The organism is Bombilactobacillus thymidiniphilus, from assembly GCF_023380245.1.
Classification (GTDB): Bacteria; Bacillota; Bacilli; order Lactobacillales; family Lactobacillaceae; genus Bombilactobacillus; species Bombilactobacillus thymidiniphilus.
In genome coordinates, this window is sequence record NZ_CP093365.1 from 565,591 (window position 1) to 585,752 (window position 20,162).

General features: G+C 38.0%; 15 protein-coding genes. 4 read left to right on the forward strand and 11 right to left on the reverse strand.

The window, feature by feature from the left end; translation table 11 throughout:
* Nucleotides 1-29: 29 nt before the first annotated feature.
* The 4 genes from MOO47_RS03065 to MOO47_RS03080 form a co-directional block, all read right to left on the reverse strand.
* Nucleotides 30-1,016 (reverse strand): ketopantoate reductase family protein, encoded by a 987-nt coding sequence (locus MOO47_RS03065; RefSeq protein ID WP_249513331.1) that lies wholly within the window; start codon nt 1,014-1,016, stop codon nt 30-32.
* A 151-nt stretch (nt 1,017-1,167) separates the two neighbouring features.
* The gene (locus MOO47_RS03070; protein WP_249513332.1) at nt 1,168-2,067 is read right to left on the reverse strand and encodes a ribokinase; all 900 of its coding nucleotides are present in this window, start codon (nt 2,065-2,067) and stop codon (nt 1,168-1,170) included.
* Nucleotides 2,068-2,736 carry a ribulose-phosphate 3-epimerase gene (gene rpe, locus MOO47_RS03075; RefSeq protein WP_249513333.1) on the reverse strand — a complete coding sequence of 223 codons (669 nt, stop codon included), beginning with the start codon at nt 2,734-2,736 and terminating at the stop codon, nt 2,068-2,070.
* Nucleotides 2,729-3,715, reverse strand: coding sequence for a LacI family DNA-binding transcriptional regulator (locus tag MOO47_RS03080; protein WP_249513334.1), 987 nt, complete (start codon nt 3,713-3,715; stop codon nt 2,729-2,731). The genes rpe and MOO47_RS03080 overlap by 8 nt, the downstream gene beginning before the upstream one ends.
* 174 nt (nt 3,716-3,889) lie before the next feature.
* On the opposite strand from MOO47_RS03080, the gene MOO47_RS03085 reads away from it, so the two are divergent.
* Nucleotides 3,890-5,281 carry a PTS transporter subunit IIC gene (locus tag MOO47_RS03085; protein ID WP_249513335.1) on the forward strand — a complete coding sequence of 464 codons (1,392 nt, stop codon included), beginning with the start codon at nt 3,890-3,892 and terminating at the stop codon, nt 5,279-5,281.
* 66 nt (nt 5,282-5,347) lie between these two features.
* Here the strand turns inward: MOO47_RS03085 and MOO47_RS03090 are convergent, their stop codons facing one another.
* The 3 genes from MOO47_RS03090 to MOO47_RS03100 are packed head-to-tail and all read right to left on the reverse strand — an operon-like array spanning nt 5,348 to nt 7,045.
* Nucleotides 5,348-5,713 carry a DUF1634 domain-containing protein gene (locus MOO47_RS03090; protein ID WP_249513336.1) on the reverse strand — a complete coding sequence of 122 codons (366 nt, stop codon included), beginning with the start codon at nt 5,711-5,713 and terminating at the stop codon, nt 5,348-5,350.
* On the reverse strand, nt 5,713-6,567 hold the full coding sequence (locus MOO47_RS03095) for a sulfite exporter TauE/SafE family protein (protein WP_249513337.1): 855 nt from the start codon (nt 6,565-6,567) through the stop codon (nt 5,713-5,715). Before MOO47_RS03095 ends, MOO47_RS03090 begins: the two co-directional genes overlap by 1 nt.
* Nucleotides 6,554-7,045 carry a hypothetical protein gene (locus MOO47_RS03100; protein ID WP_249513338.1) on the reverse strand — a complete coding sequence of 164 codons (492 nt, stop codon included), beginning with the start codon at nt 7,043-7,045 and terminating at the stop codon, nt 6,554-6,556. Before MOO47_RS03100 ends, MOO47_RS03095 begins: the two co-directional genes overlap by 14 nt.
* Nucleotides 7,046-7,216: 171 nt before the next feature.
* On the opposite strand from MOO47_RS03100, the gene MOO47_RS03105 reads away from it, so the two are divergent.
* Nucleotides 7,217-8,554, forward strand: coding sequence for an amino acid permease (locus MOO47_RS03105; protein WP_249513339.1), 1,338 nt, complete (start codon nt 7,217-7,219; stop codon nt 8,552-8,554).
* A 33-nt stretch (nt 8,555-8,587) separates the two neighbouring features.
* Here MOO47_RS03105 and nagA read toward each other — a convergent pair whose 3' ends face one another.
* Together nagA and MOO47_RS03115 are read right to left on the reverse strand one after the other, a co-directional pair.
* Entirely contained in the window at nt 8,588-9,748 is a 1,161-nt protein-coding gene (nagA, locus tag MOO47_RS03110; protein ID WP_249513340.1) for an N-acetylglucosamine-6-phosphate deacetylase, read from the reverse strand.
* A gap of 113 nt (nt 9,749-9,861) precedes the next feature.
* Nucleotides 9,862-10,923 (reverse strand): D-alanine--D-alanine ligase family protein, encoded by a 1,062-nt coding sequence (locus MOO47_RS03115; RefSeq protein WP_249513341.1) that lies wholly within the window; start codon nt 10,921-10,923, stop codon nt 9,862-9,864.
* Nucleotides 10,924-11,116: 193 nt separating this feature from the next.
* Between MOO47_RS03115 and MOO47_RS03120 the strand changes: the two genes are divergently transcribed.
* Together MOO47_RS03120 and MOO47_RS03125 are read left to right on the forward strand one after the other, a co-directional pair.
* Nucleotides 11,117-12,070, forward strand: coding sequence for a DUF1002 domain-containing protein (locus MOO47_RS03120; RefSeq protein ID WP_396022054.1), 954 nt, complete (start codon nt 11,117-11,119; stop codon nt 12,068-12,070).
* 358 nt (nt 12,071-12,428) lie between these two features.
* A complete protein-coding gene (locus tag MOO47_RS03125; protein WP_249513342.1) occupies nt 12,429-14,882 on the forward strand; it encodes a BspA family leucine-rich repeat surface protein in 2,454 nt (817 codons plus the stop codon).
* Nucleotides 14,883-15,109: 227 nt separating this feature from the next.
* On the opposite strand, the gene MOO47_RS03130 is transcribed toward MOO47_RS03125, so the two are convergent.
* Both MOO47_RS03130 and MOO47_RS03135 read right to left on the reverse strand, forming a co-directional pair.
* Nucleotides 15,110-19,237 (reverse strand): hypothetical protein, encoded by a 4,128-nt coding sequence (locus MOO47_RS03130; protein ID WP_249513343.1) that lies wholly within the window; start codon nt 19,235-19,237, stop codon nt 15,110-15,112.
* 200 nt (nt 19,238-19,437) lie between these two features.
* Nucleotides 19,438-20,091, reverse strand: a complete 654-nt coding sequence (locus tag MOO47_RS03135; protein WP_249513344.1) for a ribonuclease H family protein — start codon at nt 20,089-20,091, stop codon at nt 19,438-19,440.
* Nucleotides 20,092-20,162 lie beyond the last annotated feature (71 nt).

The window sequence follows — 20,162 nt, forward strand, 5'->3', positions numbered from 1 at the left end:
TTTTAACATTACTCAGTCTTTGCTAAAAATTATTTATCTGCTATTAATTGATTAACAGGCGGATGATATTCACGCATCGCTTCAGCCAAATGTACCAAATGAGTCACCATTCGCTGTGTAGATGCCTTTGTACCAACGCGATCAGCCAGATCAGCAATCCAACCATTAATATAGTCAACTTCTGTCGGCCGCCCTTTCACAAAATCTTGATACATCGACGGAAAATGTAATGGATTAGCAACAGTCGAGACATAATCGACTTGCTGGATCATCTCATCACGCGTTTCTAGTAATTGATATCCCACAGCCTCGGCAGCATCGTAGGCCTCGTTAATTAACGGCCGAGCAATTCCTGCCAAAAACTGATCGTAAGCCATTAATTCACCCATGCGTGATTGAAACATCGTGGCTACAGAATTTTCCACTGAATTGAAGAACACTTTTGTCAGTAAGGTGCCCATAAAGTTCGTTGATTGTGATGGATTCAAGTGAGCCGCTTGAAAATCACGCAACATCTCATCCAAAGTGGCTGATGGTTGTCCTGTTAAATTAGCATAAACACTGGAACCTGCCCCTTCGACACCCATAAAATCCACGTCGCCATAGTCATTTAGTAGCGTGGCGATCATCGCAGTACCGCCGATAATTTTATCATCCGCAAAATACTTTTGTAATTGCTCAATATGTCCCATTCCATTCATCGCACCCAAGGCACTTTGATGTGATTTAAACTTAGGCGCCAACCGCTTTAATGCGTCTGGCAACTGCATTTGCTTCATAAAAAAAATCCACATATCGGGATCGCCAGCATATTCTTCGGGCGCATAAATATTAATATCCAGCGCATGACGATCTTTATGATCCCGCGCTTTAAAAACTTGATTGCCTTGCGCACGAATTTTCTCTAAACTAGCTTGTGTCGGTTCTACATAATCCACTGGCACACCAGCATTATACTGCAACAAAATCCCATATCGTAAACCCATTGCACCCGCACCAACTATTGTGTATTTCATGTATCTTCCCCCATCCATGGCAAAATTAATTAACTAATTATTTTTTAATTATATTCTTAAATTGAATTTTGACAACCGCCAATTTTGCCATAAAAAAATCCACTAGATTACTTTCAAGCTAGTGGACTATCTTATCTAATGGATTCTAAATTTATTTCATTTCTGCATCTGTTGGCATTGACTTTTGCCCACCAGTGCGACTGACCTTAATGGCTGCTGCTTTATTACCGTATTCTACTGCTGCCAACAAGTCTTGCTTTTTCGCATAACTGACTGCTAAACCCGCTGCAAAAGTATCACCGGCACCCAAAGTGTCTACCGCTTTAACCTTATGGGATGCCACATAATCAACTTGACCGTTTTGATAAACTAAATTACCTTGACTGCCCATTTTGACAATGACATTAGGTACGCCTTTAGCAGCAATAATCTTCGCCGCCTGCAAAGCACTTTCTTGATCGGTAACTTTCACACCACTAATTTTTTGAGTTTCTTGCATATTAGGTGTGACACAATCAGCGTACTGTAGCGCTTCTTCAAAATAATTATCGGCAGGAGCAGGGTCTAAGATAACAAACATACCCTTTTGCCGTGCTTGTTCAAGAGCTGCCATAATTGATTCGCGACTAGTTTCCATCTGCAGCAACAAAACAGGTGCTTCAATTTCTTGCATAGCTTTTTCAATATCCATTGCTGTTAAACTGGCATTCGCCCCCAGTGTACCGACCATCGTATTTTCACCATCGTCATCCAGCCACACGATAAAACTGCCAGTACCTGCATCTTGGCTTTGTTTGATATATTGGGTGTCAATGCCAAAATCGGTTAAATTTTGTAACATTTGTTGACCACTGGCATCTTGACCTACCGAACCCATAAAAGCCAGCTTGCCACCTAAACGTGCAACACCAACTGCTTGATTAGCACCCTTGCCTCCTGGTAACGTCACAACACTTTTAGCTGTTGCCGTTGCACCATATTCAGGATACTGACTAATTTGAGCTTTAATATCGACGTTGATACTGCCTAAAACTGCCACATCATATTTCATTTATTTAACCTCCAACCATTGTCGTGTTTGCGCTACATTATCGGCTAATGATGCGCCGGCGTGATAAATTGAACTAGTTCCGCCAACAAACCAGTCTGCACCAGTTTCAACACACTGAGGAATTGTTTGAGCGCCTAAATTACCATCCACCTCGATTTTAGTTGGCAAATGTAAATCAGTAATTTTTTGCTTTAATTGCGCAATTTTTTGATACATTTCGGGAATGAATTTTTGACCTGCAAAACCTGGATTAACCGTCATCAACACGACATAATCCGCTACTGGTAAGACATAATCCAAGACATTTAACGGTGTCGCAGGATTAATTGCTACCCCAGCTTGCATCCCACTGGCTTTAATTTGCGTTAGCGTACCCTGCAAATTATTAGTCGCTTCTGCATGAATGGACATCATATCTGCCCCCGCTTGTTTAAACAAATCAACAAACCGTTCAGGCTGGTTAACCATAGTATGAATATCTAGCGGTTTATCAGTTAATTTTCGCACCGCTTTGGTAAAATCTGGTCCCAATGTAAAATTCGGTACAAAACTACCATCCATGATATCAATATGATAGTAATCAACGCCTGCAGCATCTAGATCTTGTATATCACGAGCTACATTACCCAAATCTGTGCACATTAAAGATGGTGCAATTTTTTTAGTCATTTTTTCCTCCATAAGTTGATTCTCGCGCAATAAATTGCGGCGTTAACCAATATTGTTGTTTTTGTTGTTTCGTTAATTCATCTATAATCAAGTCAAAATAATTTATCCCAAATTGTTGAACCGTGCTCAAGCGCGGATTAGTAAACTTGCCTAAGCGTGTATTATCATAACCCACTAATTGCAAGTCTTGCGGAATTCTTAATTGGTGATCCTGACATGCCCGCAGTGCTCCGACAGCCATCGCATCATTTGAGCACACAACCCCTTGTAAATCAGTATGTTGCTGCAAAAATTGAGTCATTTGTTGATAACCGCTTTCGTAAGTAAAATCGCCATACAAAATACCTAAAGACGTCGCACCAAATTCTTGGATAGCTTTCAAATAACCCTGATAGCGGTCTTGAGAACTTTGCTCGCCCACCGGACCCGACAAAAACACTAACTGTGCTTGTTTTTGGTGTTGCAAAATACTTTTGGTTGCTAAATATTCACCTTGCAAATGATCAACATTTAAAGCCGCATAAGGATGCTTTAAATGCGTCCGATCAATAGTAACTGTAGGAATGTGACGCTGCTCTAATTGATCTAAATCCATTTGCTCAACAAACAATGAATCAATAATTGCACCGGCAACATAATTATCTTGCATTGTCTCTAAATAATATTCAACCTTTTGGCGATTATCTTCACTGTTACATAAATAAATTTGATAACCTTGGCGATTAGCCGCTTGCTCAATTTGTTGTACCAATTCACTAAAAAACGGATTACGAAGATTAGGAATCAATAAAGCAATTAAATTCGACTTTTGTGCGGATAACATTTTAGCTGTCCGATTAGGGTGATAATTAACTTGTTGAATAATTTTTTGAATCTTTTGAATTGTTTGTGGGCTCGCTTCCCCCTTACCATTCATCACGCGCGAAACCGTCGCCGTGGAAACACCCGCTAAATGGGCAATATCTTTTAACGTAGTCATGGATAATCCTCAGTATTTTCGTAATCGGTTACGTGAAAATAAATATAACGTTTTCATTTTTATTTGTCAAACACGGATTAGTCCTTGCTTTCCTTGAAAGAAAACGCTATATTTTAAATGTTCTTAATTTTACGTAATCGGTTACATTTAATTTTAAAGAACAGGAGTAATGTCATGCTTGATACAATTCGCGGTGGTTTTAACTTCTTTATCGGTTTAGGCGGGGCGGCGATGATGTTCTTCATTATCACGCTACTGTCACTATGTTTTCGTGTGAAATTCTCCAAAGCGGTCGAAGGTGGTCTGCGAATGGCCACAGCTTTAACCGGAATGAGTGCGGTCATCTCGTTATTAACGACTTCTTTTGGACCAGCGTTGAATGCTTTCGTTAAATCAACTGGTGTCAATCTAACGATCACTGACTTAGGTTGGGCACCGCTAGCTGTGATCACTTGGGGTTCTGTATACACACTTTATTTTGCTTTTCTAGAAATCTTAACCAATTTGGTGATGCTTTTTTTGAAATGTACCAATACTTTAAACGTGGATCTGTTCAATATTTGGAATGTTTCAATATTAGGACTGTTAATTCACCATTATTCAGGCAATAATCTGTGGATCACTTCCATATTTGTTGTCGTCATTGTAATGTTGATGCTTTTCAATGCAGATGCAATTAAACCTACTATCAATTATTTGCTTAAATACGATGATAATAATATTACGACAACTGCCCATCCATCATTACTAATCATGCCTACAGCCATGATTGTTAATAAATTAATTGATTGGTTGATTCCTTTTGTAGATAAATTTGATTTTAACGCTGACACTTTAAACGAAAAAATCGGTTTTTGGGGTAGCAAGTTTGCTATTGGTGCTTATTTAGGTATCTTCATCGGCTTATTAGGCAAGCAAAATGCTGCTAATATTTGTTCGTTAGCATTTACTGCAGGTGTCGCTTTAGAACTATTTGGAACAGTTGGCGACTGGTTTGGACCGGCGATTGAACCCTTATCAGGTGGTATTCAACAATTTATGAGTTCGCGTTTACGAGGACGAAAACTTTTTGTCGCCATCGATTGGCCGATCTTAGCTTCGCGGGCTGAAATCTGGGCTGTTGCTAACATCTTGGCACCGATCATGTTAATCATTGCCATGGTTTTACCGGGTAACAAAGTTTTACCATTAGGTGGCATTATATTGACAGTGTTAACACCAGCTTTATTATTAGTGACGCGCGGGCGAGTCATTCGAATGACCATTATTGGAACAATTTTAGTTCCACTATATCTGTGGGGAGCAACTGCTATCTCTAAATTTATCACTACTACTTCTATTTCTATGGGTAATTTCCCAAAAGGTCTGTCTAAAGGGCAAATGTTTAGTTCAATTGACTCTGACCCGATTGAAAAATTTTTAGCCATTCTTTTTGGCAAAACAGTCAAAACTTGGGATCTCAAATTATTATTAATTTCTGTTGTTGCAATTATTATTTATGCACTTATCTTTATCTGGTATCTTAAAGTGATGAAGAAAAATAATCAGTTAGATATCAAAAACTAAAAAGTAGTCCTCGAATAATAAAAATTCGGGGACTATTTTTAGTTTAAAGTTAATTAAAAATTATCCTTAATGACCAGCAAAATATCCGCCAATCATTGCAATAGCCAAAATAATTAAAACAATGGTGGTAATGGTTACATATAAATAATCTTTTTCCTTCAAAAAAGCATAAATGGATACAATCACACGCAATACTGGTGTCAAAATTAATAAAAATGCGCCCAGCATCATGACCGCATACGGCTTTAATTGAACCACACCTTGAAAAATGGCTACAAAAGTCGTGGGATATGTCTTAGTAGCATAACCGCCTTGCCCCTGAATCAGCATTAAAATAATCCCTAAGATCATGACAGTTACAGAAACAAGCACACCGATTCGTAAAATTTTACCAATTAATAATTCAATATCGCGCATTTCATCTTTTTTCATCAAATGTTGACCCCGAATCCCTTCAAAAACATTTGCAAACCTAAGTACAACAAAATGGGTATAAAGATTATTCGAATAACTTTAGGATGCAAATGTTGCATAATCCGACTGCCAATAGTTGCCCCAAAGACCACCCCTAAAGCTAGTGGAACTGCAATATTAGGTAAAATCGTTCCGTTAAAAAAGTACACCGTCGCACTCGCAGCCGCCGTAACCCCCATCATCAAATTACTTGTAGCACTCGATGGTTTTAAAGGCATACGCATAATATTATCCATAGCGATTACTTTGAAAGCTCCACTGCCAATTCCTAATAAACCGCTCGCAATCCCGGCTGCTAGCATCATCAAAAAACCGCCTGGCACATTTTTCACTTGATAATCGACCTTTTGCTTTAGCGCTTTATCGTAATAACTACTATTAAGACGCAATTTTTGGGAAAGATAATCCGGTTGAACGACTGCTTGTTCAGCTGTAGCAGGTTTATTCAACAATTTTTTGACCATGTTATAACAAGATTGCAATAACAACAGACTAAATAACACATATAATACTGGTTTAGGTATCCAGCCATTTAAAGCCGCACCTGTCACGGCACCAATTGTTGTCGCAATTTCTAAAAACATCGCCACACGCAAATTCAACATGTCATCACGCAAAAACGAAATCGTAGCACCTGAACTCGTAGCAATCACAACGATAATACTGGCACCAATGGCGTATTTAATATCTAATCCCATGGCAATCGTCAAAATGGGGGTGACAATCATACCGCCACCAATGCCTAAAATGGACCCCAAAATTCCCGCTAATAACCCTGTAATTAACATCAACAATAAATTACTTGTTATCATTTTGTGCTTCCTCTTGAGCTTTTTGCTGATTGGCTAAGGTTTGTTCCAAGTTATTAACAATCATCTCTGTAATTGTAGTTACTGCTTGAGGATCTACCGCGCTAGCATCCTCAGCGACTTCATCAATGCGCAAATGTGATACATTAACCATGTCCCCAACGGTAACTAAATATAATTTCAAAGATGCCTGATCCTGCATATCAAAAAAATGATTCACTTTATTGATGTCTTGCCAAGGTAAATTAATAATGCCAGTCTGTAGAAAACAACTCACTTCACAGGGCAGACCCGCAATTTTAGCTTCTGAACTGGTCAAATAGCCACTATCCACGGACTCTTGCACTTCTTGGACCATTTGTTCCACAGCCACTTTAATCTTAGCTGAATCCAGTTGTGGTTTCAGCTGCAGCTCGTGTGCGAACAATTGCCCTTCATTATTAGTTATTTTGTCGATAAATTGCCCTGCTGTAATTTCCATGCTTAAACCTCGTACTTTATGATAAATCCATCATACTCTTGCTAGATAATCGTTTCAATCGTCGACCTTTAAATAACGAGGTGCTCATTTATCTAATTTAACTTTAATTAAGTGCCTTATTTGTGCTATCATATAGGCTTACTAATACGACAATAAGGAGATCTTATAATTATGTCAGACAAACCAGCCCTAGCACGCAACTTGTCCACCCGTCACGTGAACATGATTGCCCTAGGTGGCACGATTGGAACAGGGCTATTTCTTGGTTCAGGTGAATCAATCAAGCAAGCCGGACCATTGATATTAGTAATTTATTTGATTACAGGACTATTTATTTTCTTTATGATGCGTGCTCTGGGTGAATTATTGATGTCAGACACGAATAAAATCATTTTTATTGATTTCATCACAGAATATTTGGGACCACGTGCTGGCTTTGTTTTAGGATGGACTTATTGGGCTGGCTGGATTGTCATTGCTATGTCGGAATTAACAGCTGTTGGCAACTACATGCAATTTTGGTTTCCGAAAACACCAGCATGGATTTGGGAAGCTATCTTTCTTATCTTGTTATATACAATTAATATTATTGCTGTCAAAGCATTTGGAGAAACCGAATTTTGGTTTGCGCTCATTAAGATTATAGCCATAATCACCATTATTGTATCGGCAATTATCATGGTTATCTTGCATACAAAAACTAACCAAGGCATCGTTACCTTGTCCAATTTGTGGCAACATGGTATTTCCTCAGGTAATAGTCAACACATTATTGGCTCCTTTCAAATGGCATTCTTTTCGTTTCTAGGTGTCGAATTTGTTGGTGTCTCTGCGGCAGAAACTAAAAATCCGCGAAACAATATTCCCCGGGCAATTAATTCTGTGATTATGCGAATTTTAATTTTTTATATCGGTGCGCTCAGTGCAATCATGATCATTCAACCCTGGACACACTATAGTGCAACGCGCTCACCATTCGTTCAAGTTTTTGCTGGAATCGGCATTCAAGGTGCTGCCGGCATTATTAATTTTGTGGTTTTGACTGCAGCAGCTTCCTCACTGAACAGTTCACTATTTACTACAGGACGGATGTTATATTCGATGTGCCCGCAAAACAGTTATTTTGCCCACCTCAATAAACAAAAAATTCCGATGCGTACAATTACTTTGTCCACTGTGTTAGTGGCTAGCGTAATTGTGGTTAATTATTTATTTGCTAATGGTGTTTTCAAAGTTGTTACTTCGATTGCTTCTGCAGGCTTTTTAGTGATCTACATGTTCTTAATGCTAACCCATATTAAATATCGGCATTCTGCTGATTACTTGCAAGGTGATAAGTATTTTTCAATGCCAGGAGCTCCTATGACTGATTATCTGACAATTGTCTTCATGCTTATCATCTTTATTATTTTAATTTTTGCCAAAGCAACATTGATTCCAACCATTTTGACTTTAATTTGGTTAGGCATTATTTTCTTAGTTAGTTTGTGCATTAAATTTAATAAATAAAAAAAGCTCACTTCTCAATTAGAAGCGGGCTTTTTATTCACCAACAGAGTAACGTTCTTGTCCATCAATGTAAGTGGCTTGCAAATTCATTTGCTCATCTAGAACAATAAAATCAGCTGCACGGCCAGGCAAAATGGCTCCATATTCTTGTGCTAAATTAGTACTTTTAGCTGGCGTGGCACTAGCCATTTGAATAGCTTGTGCGGGCGTTACCAAATTCCAGTTCACCAAATTTTTAATAGCTTCATTCAATCGCAAAATACTACCAGCTAAATTATGTGTAGAATCCTTTAATCGTGCAGTGCCGTTAGCAACCACCACTGGCAATTCGCCTAACATATAATCACCATCAGGCATCAGCCCAGCCGACATACAATCGGTCACTAACACCGTATGCTCAGGCGTCTTAGCATCAATCAAAATCTTAGCAGCATACGGATTCACATGATGACCGTCACAAATCAATTCTGCATCAATTCCTTGCAAACTCAATGCTGCGCCTACCATTCCGGGTTCACGATGATTCAACGGACTCATGCCATTATACGCATGAGTAAATGTCTTAGCACCTGCTTCTACACAAGCCTTAGCTTGGGCAAAAGTGGCTGAGCTATGACCTAAAGCAACTACCACACCTGTCGAACTAACTGCTTGCGTAAAAGCTACCGCACCGCTGCGCTCTGGCGCAATTGTAATTTGGCGTAACAGACCATTTGCTGCTGCTTGCCATTCTTCAAAAACTGCAACATCTGGATCTAAAAAATATTTTGGATTTTGCGCTCCTTTATGCTCAGCTGTAAAAAAAGGGCCTTCAAAATTAATACCAGCAATTTTGGCGCCACTCACTTGTTTTTGTTGGGTAGCAATTGTCGTACAAATATCCGCTAGTTGTTCCTTAGATCCGGTAATCGTTGTCGGTAGCCAAGAAGTCACGCCACACTGCAATAAAGCCATAGACATCGCTTCTAGGCCGGCAGCATCATTATCCATAACATCATGACCACCAATACCGTGAATATGCGTGTCCATCAAGCCCGGTGCAATCCAATTTTTCCCATAATCAATAATCTCACCTTGTATTTTTTGGTTAAGCGGTAAGTAATTGCCAAAAAAACCGTCATCAGTGATTTCTAAGTAACCTTCATTTTCTGTTGTATTATGCAAAAAAAATTTTGCTGCGTGAATATATTTCATTGTCGTCACCCTTTAATCAATATATTTCCATAGTACCCGCTTACTCCACCAATGTAAACGTTATTTAAACCACTAAAAAACTACAGCTAGCAATTAGCTGTAGTTTATTTGGCTTAATGATTATCTTTAGCTTCATAAATCCGTAATTTACTTTGAATGATCATATCACACAAATCAGGATAGCTAATATTAACAGCCTCCGCTTCGCGAGGGATCAAAGATAATGGTGTCATACCTGGCAATGAATTCGCTTCAATCACAAAAGCTCCTTCATCATTGACCAAAAAGTCAATTCGACCATAATTTTGCATGCCTAAAGCTTTGAAAGTTTGCCGCGTTAAATTAGCCAAAACTTCATTAGTAGCATGATCAATATCTGGTGGTGTAATGAATTTAGTTTCATCATTAGCTTGGAACTTATGTTGGAAGTCATACCAACCACTTGTCACCACAATTTCTACCGGTGGCAACACTTGATCATCAATGATCGCTACCGAAAATTCGCGACCTTTGATATATTTCTCAATTACTACTTCATCATCAAACTGAAAAGCGTCCTGCAATGCTGCTTTCAAGTCAGCATATGACTGTACAATATGCGTTCCCACGCTGGAACCACCATTAGAAGGTTTGATGACCACTGGAAAATCAAACGGAATATCGGCTTTTGCAATGTCTATATCTTTAGTTGTAGTAAAAGGTGCTGTCGGGATCTTATTTTGTTCAAAAACTTCTTTAGAATATTTCTTGCTCATGGCTAGACCAGAAGCTAAAGTACCGCTACCCGTGTAGCGAATTTCATTTAAGTCTAAAACTGCTTGCACTTTCCCGTTTTCGCCATCTTCACCGTGCAAGCCCAGATAAACCATATCAGCCGCTTGGCAAATAGCCAATACATTTTTACCGAATAACCCTTTAGTGCCATCAGTACGCAACGCATTGATCTTCTCATCAGTCAAAATGTCATCATCAATCAATAAGGCATGTTCCGGTTCCGGTTCAGTGGTAAATAAATCAGCAATATTGGTACCTTCCGCTAATTCCTTACCTAAAAACAAGTCTACTAAAGCAACTTGATAACCCTTACTTCTAAGCGCATTCGTGATTTTCACACCTGAAGAAAGTGAGACATTACGTTCGGTACTGCGACCACCTGCTAAAACTACGATCTTCATAATTTCTACTCCTTTAATATTATTCAATTTATCAACAAATCCTAGAACCTTAAGTTTAGCACAATCAAATTAGCTTTACCTTTTTTTAATGATAAAAATTTTGCTTTTTTATGAAAAACGGTCCCGCAAATAGCGCTTTATAGGATAACTTGCTATACTAGTCATAGCTTCTAAAAGAATAGGGGTGCTACTTTTGAAAAATAAAATTAAATATTTGTTAATCGCCGCAATCGGTGTTTTCAGCATTCTACTGACGACAAATGTCCATGCCGATGACTGGGACACACCAGTTATGACGCTAGGTTCTTCTCTGACTGCTAGTCAGCGCAGTGGGACAATTGATGTTTTGTCTAGTCAAATTCACAATAACAATTTTCAGCAATTGAACGTCGATGGTAATACTTTGGTCAAATATCTGAATCCTGCTGGTGATAATTTCACCGCTAATTCAGGAGTATGGTCCTCCGCATTAATCGAAAAAACGCACGCAGGTTCTGGAATTAATGTGCAAATTTTAGATTACAATGGCAAAAACAATATTACGACGATTACCGCGAATCAATATAAAAATGCCGCTTTAACGGCGGGAATTAGCGACGCCAACATTTATGTAACTTCCGCCACACCAATTGATGGTTCAGGTGCGCTAGCCGGTGTCTACGCGGCATTTGATAAAAATGGCGATCATTTGAATGAAAATCAAGTCACAGCTGCCCAAAACGAAATGGGCACTTTAAGTCAGATCAGTCAGCAAAATAATGGTCAACAAGGCTACAGTGACGCGCAATTGAATAACGCCGTCGCCCAAGCTAAGAGTGAAATGGCAAAGATTGGTCCAAACATCACACTCAATCAGATTACTAATATTGTCAATGAGCAGATTAACAATAATAATTTACAAAACGTCATCAATGACAACCAAAAGCAAAAAATCATTAATATTTTAGTTGCCGTTCGTGATTCAGGTGCACTAAAAAATGGCGATTTCAAGCAACAAGCTGGTAAATTAAGTTCGGATATTCAAGATGGGGCCAAAAAGATTTTTAACAAAATCAACACGCCACAAAATCAAAACTTCATCCAGCAAATTTGGAACAACATTTTAAATTTCTTTAGTAATTTATTCGGTAATAATAACCAGCAATAATAAAAAGGCGCTAATCCTTGATTGTAGGGAATTAGCGTCTTTTTATTATTGGTCACGACTTCCATAAGCATTAGAACCCCTCGCTCCCACGGTGAAATTAGGATAAAACAGTAATGCTCAGAGTATTTTCTGCTTTCTGTGTAGATTTTCGTCGATTGCCATTGTATCAGTAGTTTTTCAGCATCAAATGTTATTAAGCATTAATTGTAGGATCTGCGATGCAATCTATATAATATTCAATTTATAATAATTTTTATAGTAATTATTAATTATAGATTATAAAAATAAAAGCATTTTAAAATTATATGATTTTATGATAGACTTTTATTCATTGTGTATTAATGGAGGAAACAATACAGTGAACAGTAAGAAATTATCAGTTCGAACCATGGGAACCTTTTTAGGTTTGGTTTGCGGTATAGTGTTGAACCATCAAGCGGTACATGCGGATACCAATGAGCAGGAAAATCCAAGAGTAGCTACTTCTCTGGTGGAAACAACCGAATCCACAGCCAATATAAATAATACTGAATTAAGTAATACGAATACTCAAACAACAGTAACCAATAATCAAGAAAGTCCAAATCTGACGGATACACCAACTACATATCCAGCGACAAATGATGTAGTTGGTGTATCCAATTCTAATGTGGCGGATATGAATAACGACGCTAGCAATTCTGATATCGTTAATGATTATTCTGATAGTGTTGCCAGCGATAATGATGGTACGTCAACTGTCAATGACACTAACAATGTGGTTGTCAATAATGATGAATCTGCAGCCACGAATACACCGTTAGCGCAAGGAACTTGGGGCACAAGTAAGTGGGATTATACCCAAGACGGTGCTGATTATGTACTGACTTTTCACGCTGGGACTCTGGGTACCGGTGGAATTAATCAGTCAAAGGAATTTCATGATGTTCCTAATTTAAAATCTAATAATTATGATGATTCTTACAAACAAATTACGGAAATTGTGTTTGATAAAGACGTTGTAGCGAATGTGAACTCAAGTAAATTGTTTGAAGGTTTAACCAATTTAAAAGAGATTATTGGTTTAAAAAATCTGGATACAGCTAATGTGACTAACATGACAAACATGTTTTCCGGATGTGAATCTTTAATAAGTTTGGATTTAAGTAATTTTGATACGTCAAATGTCACCGATATGTATGAAATGTTTCAGGGTTGTAAATCTTTAACAAGTTTGGATTTAAGTAATTTTAATACAGCTAATGTGACTGACATGGAGGCAATGTTCTACTACTGTACATCCTTAACAGATTTAAATTTAAGTACCTTTGATACAGCTAATGTGACTGATATGTCTTGGATGTTTCAAGGTTGTACCTCGCTGATAAATTTAAATTTAAACAGCTTTAATACATCAAATGTAAACCGCATGGCTATGATGTTTGAGAGCTGTAATTCTTTAAATAGTATAGATTTAAGTAGCTTCGATATATCCAATGTGACAAATGCAACATCTATGTTTGAGAATTGTAGTTCTTTGACGGATTTAGATTTAAGCAATTTTGATACGGCCAATCTGTATTACTCTTTTCGAATGTTTGAAAATTGCAAAAATTTAAAGAATATTAAGTTTGGTAGCAAGTTTACCTTGTCAAAGGGTGGTGTTATTGCAGAGATGTTTTATGGCTGTTCTAGTCTAAAAAATTTAGATTTAAGCAGTTTTTATACCCCTGTCTCGCCTGATTTTTCATATATGTTTTACGATTGTACAGATCTAACTAATCTTGATATTAGTCATTTAACAGGAGAGCAGAATAAAGTTTATATCTTTTTTAACACCAATAATAATTTGGCACATATTGTAGTTGGCCCGGATGTTCGTCTTGAATTTTCAAATATTCAGAATCGTGTTGGTCAAATTATGCCTGGAACCAATAAAAAAGTTATTTCCAACGATTGGGTAGCAATTAGCGGTTATCAAAAAGGAAAACATTATACTTCTGATGAACTTGCCAATTTAATCGGTCGCGATCAAATCACTACCTATGAATGGGATATTGGGCAATCATTAGATGATCAAGAAGTCAAAGCTGTTACCCGCACCATTAATGTGCATCAACCAAATGGGCAAGTACAGACTGAAAACCAAACCGCTATGATCGAGCGGACTGTTCATTATAATGATGATGGTACGCTAACTTATGGTGATTGGTCCAAGGCTCAATGGGACAACTATCCAGTTTCTGCTGTGGCTGGTTATCAAGCTTCTATGGATAATGTGGTAGCACAAGGGATTGACGGTGACACGCAGGATCAGACCGTTGATATTTATTACACGCCGATTGAACAAACGGTCACCATTCAATATTTAGATCCTGCTGGTAACGAAGTTGGTACGCAAACTCTGACGGGTTATGCTGGGGAAATCTACAATCTTCATTATCGAGTACCTAATGGTTATGAATTAATTGATCAACCGCAAACTACGATTACGATTGACGCTTCAGGCAAGCAAGTCATTCAGGCTTATGTAGAAGATCAAATTGCGCAGTCGTCGGAATCAAAAACGATGTTGCGCGTGATTAATGTCCATTATCCAAGTGGAGCAACGAAACACGAGAATCAATTAGCTGTTTTGCATCGTAACTTGTATGTTGATCAAGTAACTCATGAGACAATTTATGGGACTTGGAGTACCGGTAATTTTGACGAATATCATGTACCAGTTGTCAATGGTTATACGGCTAGTCAACCGTTAGTACAAGGCGTTACGGTGACAAGTGCTGATCATAGCGTGTCAACAATTGATATTTATTATTCGCAAAATTCCTAGTTACTATGTTATTAAAAGGGCGATGCTTTTTAGCACCGCCCTTTTGGTCGCCATGTAACGTATATCAAAAATAAGCCAAATTATTTTTTCCTAAAATTATTCATACGCCACAGGATCTCGATTTCGCAAGCGAACACATCAAAATTAATATTTCACATTTATAAAAAAGCTATGATTAACCGAATTTATTATTATTCGGAAATCATAGCTTTGTTTGTACATAAGACTTAATTCAAACTATTGACCGCGCTCCAAGTAAGCGCACCATCATATTTGCCCTCAGATAAGTCATTTTTTGTGAGATCTAAAAACAGCCCATTGGAATCACCAGATTTAGGATTAATGTTGAGAAGTTTAGTACTCTTTTGGGACAACGACCCTTGGAAGATAAGTGCAGGATTGCTGAGATTCATACTAGTACTCGAATTGGTCTGGTAATATAGTCTATTTGCAATATTTTTATCACCTTGATACTGAGCATAAACATTAACATCATTCATATCATAATCGGCATTATTTAATAATTGTACATACTCATCAACAGCATCTGGATAAACAGCTTTTCGATTCACTTTTGTGAACGCCGAGAAGTTTAGTTTATTCGGTGCGATTAATTTTATATCTGGTTCTGTAATTAAATCTTTGACAGCAGGTGTTTTGGCCAGCTGTTTGGTAGTGCCATCTGGTAAAATTGCCGATAAAATACCACTATCTGCTTGAAAATAATCTTGATTGGACGTACCTTTAACATCAACATTTTGCTTGATTGTAAAAGTTGTATCTGCGGGAATCATGTCGCCAGCAAAGGAGAAATCTTTGCCCGATAACTCATAGAGATTATCGCTATTAATCGGCAGCGTAATCGTTTGAGAAATCTTTTTGTTGGAACTATCTGCTCCTGGATCTGAATTAGGATAACTAGCAGTCACTTTAATGGATTGATCGCTAGTCTGCCCGCCGTTAGTAATCGTACCAAGTTGCAGGCGTACTTTGCGCATATCATGATGACCCACAGGCGTGAATTTAGTAATCAGCGTCTGATGACCTGCTTTAACGGTGGAAGCAGGTTGAGAATCAGAAATTGGAAAACTACTAATACCGCTGTACTTAGGATACGGTAAAACTTGATATTCGTAAGTTAAATCAGGATTACCTAATAATGGATAGCGATTGCTAGGCGTGAGATCGTCCTGCCCAGAAAAACTGATTTTATGGGTAGTGTCTGCTGTGTCTACACTATTGGTAATACCACTGATAGACCAATTGGTCTGACTGTCACTTTGGTCAGCGTTATGCTGCATTGCCAGATTAGAACTAGTGATCTTATGATCTTTTCCTGCGTCATTAACTGTACCATCAAGCGTCAACTCTTGCGCACTGGCATTGCCGTCAAAATAACTGATCGGAACTTTAACGTCATCACCGGTTAAATATTGAGTAACATTTTTATCTGTTTTAAGAATCAAATTCACAATATTAATAGGTTGTTCAGGTGTTTGCTGGAAATTGGTAACCGCGCTGACATTGAGCTTGTCTCTAGATGAAATGTCACCGATAGGACTATCTTTAGGTAAATCATCTAAAACTTTTTGCAAATTAATATCATATTTATACGTAGTATATTTTTGAGTTGTGGAATTAACGGGGGTGATTTGGACTTCTTTTTTGTCAGGTGAAAGATATAAAGGTGCCGATTCCACGATTTTTCCCTCACCATTGGCCGCAATCAAACCATTTTGTTGTTGATTGTCGTTAACCCCCAAAATATCTGGTGTAACCGGTAAAACTTTTTTGGTTCCTTTTTGTATACCATAAGCTTGTGAGGCGTTCGTCGCCGTACCTAAATCGTAAGTCTGATCGTTACGTTGCAGTGTCAAGCGAATCATAGGCGGATCGGGATCAAAACTAGTGTCATCATCATAGTGAGTGACTGATCCAGTGAGATGCACTTCTCTATTCTTATGGGGCACGATTTCATGCGTTTGGTTATCAATCACTGGACTATCTAATTTACCAAAATTGATACTATGAAACTCCTTGCCGTTCATACTGTCTAAACCGCCGTTTAATTCTTCTAAACCTTGATTAGCTTGTTTGGCAAAGATCGCATTAGTACCATCTTGAAAAAGATTACCCGGAATAGCCCAATAAGAAAAAGGAATCTTCATTTTTTGAATAGGGATATTGCTTAATTGGACGTCTTTATCATCAGACCCTAAATTGCCAGATGGTCCGCTCACAACACTAGCATTTCCTGTAGCACTAAAAGTACTATTGTTAACATTCACATCACCGCCGGGATTGTTGGAATCGCCACCTTCAATATAAACAATATTGGAAGCAGAATTGTCATTTGGTCCTAAATCTAAAGTAACCTCTTTAGGGTTAGAAATATTCAAGTCTAAACCTTGGGCAGCTTGCAGAAGGTTCATTCCATTACCAGTTTGTTTATCACCGGTATTGTGCAGACGAAAGATACCATCTTTTTTGATATTAACATTCATACCACCACCGATATACATTACATAACCGTTTGAAGGTACCCAAGTACTATTCGGTGAAGCTGTCCCAAAATTGTGCAAATTATTAGTCTGCACATCAAAAGTTCCGTTATCAATGGTGGCGGTACTCTGATATTTGCTACTATTACCTAGATAAATTATAGGATTACTGTTTAAAGTTGCCCCCGTTGTTGTCGTAGAACCATCCGTCCCGGCACTACCATTACTGGTAGATAAACATGAAACATATTTGCCGTAATCGTCCGTTGAAAAATCATAGTCATCACCATAAGCTTGCCAGTCAACATTACTATCACCAACAGCAGCATTATTAGTTGCAGGAATAGTTAAATTACCATTTTGATCCATCACGTTATTTTCCGGATGAACATAATCCATCGTACTTTGATCATTACTTTGCACTCGAATGGTCGGCGAACCAGTGCTATCTTTGTGATAATTCAATTCAAACTGACCGGAAACGTATAATCCACCAGCCAATTCTAAATTATGGCGCAAAGTATTGGTTCCATTATAATATTGACCTTTAGCTGGCGCATTGTTGGAAATAATATTTAACTCTGCATCGCCATATAAATCCATCTTAGACTTGTCACCAAAAGAGGTAATCGCATAGGGCATACCTCTGGAATTGCCAGCAGTTTCAGCTGATCCATCACCGTGTGGGAAGAGGTAAACTTTAGCGCCATCTTCCAATTTGATACTGTTACTTTTATGGTAATCACTAAGCCCTGCATTGTTGAGGGCAATGCCAATTCCGTCATAAGTATAACCAGTAAAGACACTGTTTTTGTCAAAAATAATTTTGGAGGCTTCGAAAATTTGTTGGTTACCGTTGCTATCACATTGATATTCGATCCCCTTATATTTATAACGGTCAACTGAAGACATATCAACACGATTTTTGATGACGATTTCTGTGTTGGATGATCCACTACCAGAGTTATGAACTTGGGCGCCTAAATAGCTAAAATTATCATATGTGATTCTGGTAAAGCCACCGCCGGTTTCAATCGTGGCATCACTAGTACCTTTGTCGGCTTCTTCAGCATTATCAGCAACACCACTATTTCCAGCGACAGGACCCCAAAAAGTTGATCCATAAGTGTGCAGATTTTTCAAATTCCAATCCTCTTTATATAAACCGCCTGGAGTAGCTAAAGCAATACAATGAGAACTAAAATTAATTGTGTGACCTTGACCGTCAATAGTAAATTTAAAGTGGCGTGCATAATTATAGCTAAACGTGGAACCATTGGCAAAGCCGAAACTGCCATCAATATTAGAAGTGTCGTAAAAGTCTAAGTCTTGCTTAATTACAACCTTGCTAATATGAGAAACACGATTGCCATAATCAGGATTTTGCAAATCATAAACAGCTTCTAAAAAAGCCAAAGGGGTACTGACATAAGCAGTGTAAGTATTTGTAGATTGAAGATTTTTACCATTTGAATCAATTAAATACTGAAAATCGGTTTTATTGCCGTTAGTTTGACCTTCCGTATTAACAGTAAAATAATTTTTACCATCGTTAGCATTCGCTTGAGCTTCACTATCTGTCCATTGAAAATCAGGATACATATATAATCCTGGATGACTATTACCATCTGTGGCAGCATCTCGTAACATAGGTGAAGGCTGCGTTAAATATTTGAAATTTGGGGGCGCCTGGGGCGTGTGTGAATTAGGATATAAGATGTTATCTAAAGTAGGATTATTGGTAGTTAATGTCGGGTTGGTAGCTGCCTGCGCAGGACGAGCTACCCCAATACAAATAAAATAAATTATATTGATAATTATGACAGTGAAATTTAGTTTATACTTAATATTCATTTTATTTAGATCCTTTATCACAAAAATACAAAATCAGAACTCATGGTATCATTTTTTAAAAAAATACGCAAAAATGGCTTTTTTTAATATAAATTTTAGAATAATGCATTTTTTTACAAAATATTAACTAGATAATTATGTATATATCAAAAAAGTCAGTGCTCAAACGCACTGACTGATCAAGAGTAGAACTTTTTATATTACATATCATCCATCGTTTTATTCAACAACCGATCCACAAACACATTCCCGGCATTATCCGCGTGCCCCTTAGTCCAACGAAAATGCAAATCCGTAAATTGCACTAATTGTTGCCAAATCGCTTGCCATAATTCCACATTAGCCACCGTTTCACCGTCAGCTTTCTTCCAACCACGCTTTTGCCAACCAGTCAGCCAGTTTTTAGTTATGGCATCCAATACATAGCGCGAATCCGAGATCAGTAACACGCTTTGGTGTGTTGCTTTCAAATCAATTAATTTTTGTAAACCTTGTCGCACTGCTGTTAGCTCCATTTGATTATTAGTTGCGCCTAAAATTCCTGCACTAGCACTAACTTGCTGCTCTCCTTGTTGCAATAAATAGGCCCAGGCAGCTTTATCATCTTTTTTGACATGTCCGCCCAAGACATTACCAGTGCTGCGCGTCCCACCATCAGTATATAAAACAAAATCATAATCAGCTAATGGGCTCGCTGGGGCTGGCTTAGCGTTTAAATATGCTTTAGCATCAGACAAATTAGTAAAGCTTTTAAATTGGGCTCCCGAAAAACCTTTTACTTGCGCTTGACATTGCGCCCAAGTAGCATAAATGCCCGGTTTTCTTCCTTTGCGCACGACGTAATATTTCTTCATTATTAACCTATTCTTTCTAGAATTAATGACCATTTACCTGTATCATATCTTTGTATGCAATTAATAATTGG